Source organism: Methyloceanibacter sp. (genome assembly GCF_051306395.1).
In the GTDB taxonomy this organism is placed as follows: Bacteria; Pseudomonadota; Alphaproteobacteria; order Rhizobiales; family Methyloligellaceae; genus Methyloceanibacter.
This window is the reverse complement of record NZ_JBPPND010000191.1, coordinates 1-6,223: the sequence shown is the minus strand read 5'-3', so window position 1 is coordinate 6,223 and position 6,223 is coordinate 1. Positions and strand designations below refer to the sequence as shown.

At 63.4% G+C, this 6,223-nt stretch carries 5 protein-coding genes; all 5 read right to left on the bottom strand.

The window, feature by feature from the left end:
- Positions 1-1,514, bottom strand: a 1,514-nt coding sequence (gene cysN / locus ACSLE4_RS10020) for a sulfate adenylyltransferase subunit CysN (protein ID WP_435904315.1), incomplete at its 3' end; no start/stop codon positions are given.
- Positions 1,514-2,422, bottom strand: a complete 909-nt coding sequence (gene cysD, locus ACSLE4_RS10015) for a sulfate adenylyltransferase subunit CysD (protein ID WP_435904316.1) — start codon at positions 2,420-2,422, stop codon at positions 1,514-1,516. The genes cysN and cysD, both read right to left, overlap by 1 nt.
- The gene (gene pssA, locus ACSLE4_RS10010; protein WP_435904314.1) at positions 2,422-3,303 is read right to left on the bottom strand and encodes a CDP-diacylglycerol--serine O-phosphatidyltransferase; all 882 of its coding nucleotides are present in this window, start codon (positions 3,301-3,303) and stop codon (positions 2,422-2,424) included. The genes cysD and pssA overlap by 1 nt, the downstream gene beginning before the upstream one ends.
- 6 nt (positions 3,304-3,309) lie before the next feature.
- Positions 3,310-4,014: a phosphatidylserine decarboxylase gene (locus tag ACSLE4_RS10005; protein ID WP_435904313.1), complete on the bottom strand. Its 705-nt coding sequence runs from the start codon at positions 4,012-4,014 to the stop codon at positions 3,310-3,312.
- Positions 4,015-4,035: 21 nt separating this feature from the next.
- Positions 4,036-5,970 carry an ABCB family ABC transporter ATP-binding protein/permease gene (locus ACSLE4_RS10000; protein ID WP_435904312.1) on the bottom strand — a complete coding sequence of 645 codons (1,935 nt, stop codon included), beginning with the start codon at positions 5,968-5,970 and terminating at the stop codon, positions 4,036-4,038.
- Positions 5,971-6,223: the final 253 nt, after the last annotated feature.

Sequence of the window (6,223 nt, the reverse complement as noted above, 5' to 3'; positions counted from 1 at the left end):
TTGTCGCCGTCGAGCATATAGGTGTGGCGGCCAAGGGCGTGGAGCCGCTTCTCCAGCGTGTTGGCGATGGTGGACTTGCCGGAGCCCGACAGACCCGTGAACCACAGCACGCAAGGCCTCTGCCCTTTGAGCCCGGCCCGCGCACCCTTGTCGATGAAGAGCTCTTGCCACTGTACGTTGGTCGCGCGCCGCAGACCGAACTCGATCATACCCGCCGCCACCGTGGCGTTAGTGAAACGATCGATGAGAATGAAGCTGCCGGTCTCGGCGTTGTCGCCGTAAGGATCGAACACCAGCGGCTTGGTCATGCTGAGATTGCACAAGCCGACCTCGTTCATCTCCAGCGTCTTGCCGGCCACGTGATCGAGATTGTCGACATTGAGTTTGTATTTGAGCGTCGAGATCGTTGCCGTCGTTGTCTGACTGCCGCAACGAACCGTGTAAGCGCGGCCAGGAAGCATGGCCTCCTCGTCGAACCAGATGAGTTTCGCGGCCACCTGATCGGACGTGGACGGCGCGGCGTCCGGCGACGCGATGACATCGCCGCGGCTGGCATCGACTTCCTCCGCGAAAGTGAGCGTGATGGCGTCGCCTTCATGGGCTTCTTCGAGATCGCCGTCCGCCGTGACGATGCGGGCCACATGCACCCGTTTGCCGGACGGGTGAATAACCACCTCGTCGCCGGGCTTGACGCTGCCGCTCGCCACCGTGCCCGCATAACCTCTGAAATCGAGATGCGGCCGGTTCACCCATTGCACCGGAAAACGGAACGGTCCAGCCGCCGCCTCGGGGGTCACATCCACCGTCTCCAGATGCCCCAGCAGCGTAGGACCGTGATACCAGTGCATATGCGCGCTCGGGGCCGTGACATTGTCGCCCTTAAGCGCCGAAACGGGGATCGCGACGATGGAGTCGAAACCCAGCGGCTCGGCGAAGGCCGCGAAGTCCTCGGCAATGGCCTCGAACTTCTCCTGATCGAAATCGATCAGGTCCATCTTGTTGACGGCGACGGCGACTTTCTTGATGCCGAGCAGCGACAAGATGCAGGCGTGCCGCCGCGTCTGAGTCAGAACGCCTTGGCGTGCATCGACGAGCAGCACGGCGAAATCGCAATTGGATGCGCCGGTAGCCATGTTGCGCGTGTACTGCACATGGCCGGGCGTGTCGGCGACAATGAACTTCCGCCGGGGCGTCGCGAAATAGCGATAGGCCACGTCGATGGTGATGCCTTGTTCGCGCTCGGCCTGGAGTCCGTCGACGAGCAGCGACAGGTCGATCTCCCCGCCGCGCGGCGCGTTGGGACGCTTGGACTCGCGCTCGACGCTCTGAAGCTGGTCCTCGAACACGAGAGCGGAATCGTAGAGCAGCCTGCCGATCAGCGTGCTCTTGCCGTCGTCCACACTGCCGCAGGTCAAGAACCGCAACAGCCCCCTGTTCTCATCCGCGACGATCCGGGCGGCGAGCCGCTCGCTGGCACTCTCCTTGGCGCCGGCGACAACGCTCAATTGCGGCATCAGAAGTAGCCCTCCTGCTTCTTCTTCTCCATCGAGCCGATCTGATCGTGGTCGATCACCCGGCCTTGGCGTTCGGAATGCCGCGAGGCGATCAGTTCCTCGATGACCTCGGGCACCGTCGTGGCGTCGGATTCGATGGCGCCGGTGAGCGGATAGCAGCCGAGCGTCCGGAACCGCACCTTGCGCATCTCCGGCGTCTCATCCTCTTCGATGGGCAGGCGCTCGTCGTCGACCATGATCAACGTGCCGTCACGGTCGACCACCGGCCGCTCCTTGGCGAAATAGAGCGGCACCACGGGTATGTCCTCGAGATAGATGTAGGTCCACACGTCGAGCTCGGTCCAGTTCGACAAGGGGAACACCCGCATGCTCTCGCCGGGCTTCACCTTGGTGTTGGCGAGATGCCAAAGCTCGGGGCGCTGGCGTTTCGGGTCCCAGTTATGGGCAGCGTTGCGGAACGAGAACACACGCTCCTTCGCGCGCGATTTCTCCTCGTCGCGGCGCGCACCGCCGAACGCCGCGTCGAAGCCGTGCTTGGCGAAAGCCTGCTTCAGCGCCTCCGTCTTCATGATGTCGGTGTGGAGCGCGCTACCATGCGTGATCGGCGAAATGCCGTCGCTCACGCCGTCTTCATTGATGTGCACCCACAGGTCGATGCCGAGCCGCTTGGCCTCCCGGTCGCGGAACTCGATCATCTCCCGGAACTTCCAGGTGGTGTCTACGTGGAGCAGCGGGAACGGCGGTTTGGCCGGATAGAACGCCTTCATGGCGAGATGCAGCAGGACGGCGGAGTCCTTGCCGATGGAGTAGAGCATCACCGGGTTGCGGAACTCGGCGACGACCTCGCGCATGATGTGGATGCTCTCCGCTTCGAGCTGACGGAGATAAGAAGACAGGCGCTGCTTCATCACTTCGCACTCGTACTCGTCGATCGGGAGCCCTTGGACGCAGGCTCGACTTTGTCTGAGCCTTTGCCGTTCTGGCCCTTGGCGTGGGTCTCGGCCTTACGCTTGGCGGCGAGATAACGATAGGCGCTGACTGGGATCAGGGCGAGATAAGTCACTGACCCGACAGCGAGAGTGAGGGATGGATAGGTCAAAAGCAGGGCAATGAAAAGCGCGGCGAGGACGAAAACCGGCGGCACATACTCCCGGTGGATGCGCTGGCCGATCATTTTTATCGAGAAAGTCGGGACATTCGAGACCATCAGGAGCGCGATCGCCAGGGTATAAATCAGGACGAGCGGGGTCAGGCTCGGCAGATGAAGCCCCAGATCCTGGGCATAGATCGGCAGAAGCAAAATGATGGCCCCGGCAGGCGCCGGCACGCCCACGAAGAAGGCGTTCTGCCAGGCGGGCAGATCGGTCCGATCGAGCGACACATTGAAGCGGGCGAGCCGGAGCGCCGAGCAGACCGCGAAGACCAGCACGGCGATCCAGCCCAGGCTGCGCAGATCCTCGAGCGCCCAGTTGAACATGATGATGGCGGGCGCCACACCGAAATTGACGAAATCGGCGAGGCTGTCGAGCTCGGCCCCGAAGCGCGACGAGGCTTTCAGAAGCCGCGCCACATGGCCGTCAATGCCGTCGAGAAACGCGGCGAACACGAGCGCCGCCACCGCGAGATCCCAGCGGTGCTCGATGCCCATGCGAATCGCGGTCAGACCTGCGCACAGCCCGACAAGTGTGAAGATGTTGGGAATGAGCACGCGGATCGGCACTTGGCCGCGGGCGAACACGCGCGGCCGCCGCTTGCGGTCGTCCCGTTCCGGATCGAAAGGAGGAAACATGAACGCTTACGCCTTCCCCCGTGTGTCGTCTGCGTACGTCGCGAGCACCGTCTCGCCGCCAATCGCCGTCTGCCCGATCTCGGCCAGAACCTCGACGCCCGCAGGGACATAAAGGTCGACGCGGCTGCCGAACCGGATCAAGCCCATGCGCTCGCCCGCCTCCACGCTAGCCCCGTCGTTCACGAAAGTCACGATCCGCCGCGCCACCAACCCTGCGATCAGAACCACGCCGAGCTTGGCTCCGGACTTGGTCTCGATGACGAAGGCTTGCCGCTCGTTCTCCTCGCTCGCCTTGTCGAGCTCGGCATTGAGGAAGGCTCCGGGGACGTAAGCGCTGTGGATGATCCTTCCACCGACGGGCGCGCGCACGATATGCACGTCGAGCACGGACAGGAACACGGAGACGCGTGTCAAAAGCGTGGTGCCGAGCGCCAGCTCGCGCGGGGCGGTCACGCCCTCGATCACCGAGGCGACCTTGCCGTCTGCGGCGCTGACGATCAGTCCCGGCCGATCGGGCGTGACCCGCTCGGGATCGCGGAAGAAATAGGCGATTGCGGCGGTGAGCAGCACGGCGATCCAGCCGAGCACCGGCACAAACAGAAGCAGAAACAATGCGGCGATCGCGGCGCCGGCCACGAATTTGTAGCCGTCGCGATGGATCGGCACGAAGGCGTTGGTAATCGTATCGAGCAGACTATGCCGGTCGTTCATGGTGCTCCTAAGCTTCTCTGGTCAATTTGAGGCGAGCGCCTCGTCTTCCAAACGCTCGGCCGCGCGGGAGTCGTGAATATCTTCTTCCTCGAGTGCGTGCGCCAACCGCTCGCGCGCCTCGTCGGCCTCGCGCTGGCGCGCCCACAGGCTGGCATAGAGCCCGCCCTTGTCGAGAAGCTCGTTATGGGTGCCCTGCTCCACAATCGCTCCCTCATCGAGCACGATGATGTTGTCGGCATGGACCACCGTGGAGAGCCGGTGCGCAATGACCAGGCTCGTACGCTCGCGCGCCACGCGCTCCAGGGCATCCTGGATCTCTTTCTCCGTATGGCTGTCGAGCGCCGAGGTCGCCTCGTCCAGCATCAGGATCGGCGGCGATTTCAGGATCGTGCGGGCGATGGCCACGCGCTGCTTCTCGCCGCCGGACAGCTTCAAGCCCCGCTCGCCGACCAGCGCGTCGTAGCCTTGCGGCAGGGTCATGACGAAATCGTGGATCTGGGCGAGCCGCGCCGCCTCGCGCACTTCCGCCGGGGTAGCATCGGGGCGGCCATAGCGGATGTTGTATTCGATCGTGTCGTTGAACAGCACCGTGTCCTGCGGGACCATGCCGATCGCCGCGCGCAACGAGGCTTGGGTCACGTCTCTGATATTCTGGCCGTCGATGGTGATCTTGCCGTTGGTGAGCTCGTAGAAGCGGAACAGGAGGCGCGAGATGGTGGATTTGCCTGCGCCCGATGCGCCGACAATCGCGACCATCTTGCCCGCCGGCACCTCGAAGCTCACGTCTTTGAGGATCGGCCGGCCCGGCTCATAAGCAAAGGAGACGTTCTCGAACTTGACCACGCCGGCCTCGATCCGAAGCGGCTTCGCGCCCGGATGGTCCACGATCTCGGCGGGCTCGTGCAACAGCGCGAACATGGTCTCCATGTCGATCAGCCCCTGCTTGATCTCGCGATAGACCATGCCCATGAAGTTCAAAGGCATATAGAGCTGAATCAGGATGGCGTTGATCATGACGAAGTCGCCCACGGTCAGCACTCCGAGCGTGACGTCACGCGCCGCGAGCAGCATGCACACGACCATGCCAATGCTGAAAATAATCGCTTGGCCGGAGTTCAGCACGCCGAGCGTCGTATAGGTGCGAATGGCGGCCTTCTCGTAGCGCTCCATGGAGGAATCGAAACGCCGCACCTCCAACTCCTCGTTACCGAAATATTTTACGGTCTCGAAATTGAGCAGACTATCCGTCGCCTTGGAGTGCGCCTCGGTATCGCTTTCATTCATGTCGCGGCGAATAGCGAGGCGCTTCTCGGACGCGAAGAACGTGAACACGACATAGGCCGCCACGGTGACGAACACGACCACCACGTAAAGCCAACCGAAATACCAAGCGACCAGGCCGCCGATCATCACGAGTTCGACGGCGGTGGGGATCGAGTTCAGCACGGCCATGCGCATGATCGTGTCGACGCCGGAGACGCCCCGCTCGATCACCCGGTTGAGCCCGCCCGTGCGTCGCTCCAAGTGAAACCGCAACGAGAGTCTGTGTAGATGCCGGAAGGTGCGGTTGGCGAGCTGCCGCACTGCGTTCTGGGAGACCACGGTGAAGATCACGTCGCGCACTTGCGCGAACAGCACCATCAGGATGCGCCCCACCCCGTAGGCGACGATGAGCATGGCCGGAACGACCGCCAGACCGAGGAACCCGACGCCCGGGGCCGCGCCGGTCGTGGCTTCCCCGGTGAGATAGTCCACCGCGTTCTTGTAGGCGATCGGCACCGCCAAGGTGATGACCTTGGCGATCAGGAGCGCGGCAAAGGCCAGGATCACGCGCGCATGCAAGTCCCGCCTGCCCTTTGGCCAGATATACGGAATCAGCGCCCGCAAGACGGCAAGCTGCCCCGCCCGAGCGTGAAGCACGGCGTCGCCCGTCGATTGCGGCAGTCGGTCTTGCATGAAAGGGCTTTTCTATCAGCGCGTTATTGCGCCCGGCAAAAGGGGCAGCGAGAACGGCTGCCCCTTCATCCTTTCCGATATAGTCCTCAACAGAGCCCGCGCCAAGCCGCCGAAGGGCGGCGTGACTGCGGCCACGCGATCAGGGTCTGGGCGGCGGCGCAGCCAAGTCCGCGGGGCTCGGCGGTGACAGCGAGATGCTGAACTGGGCGCGGGCGGCCATCATGTTCGTCGTGTCGTCCAGCTGCTCAACGCG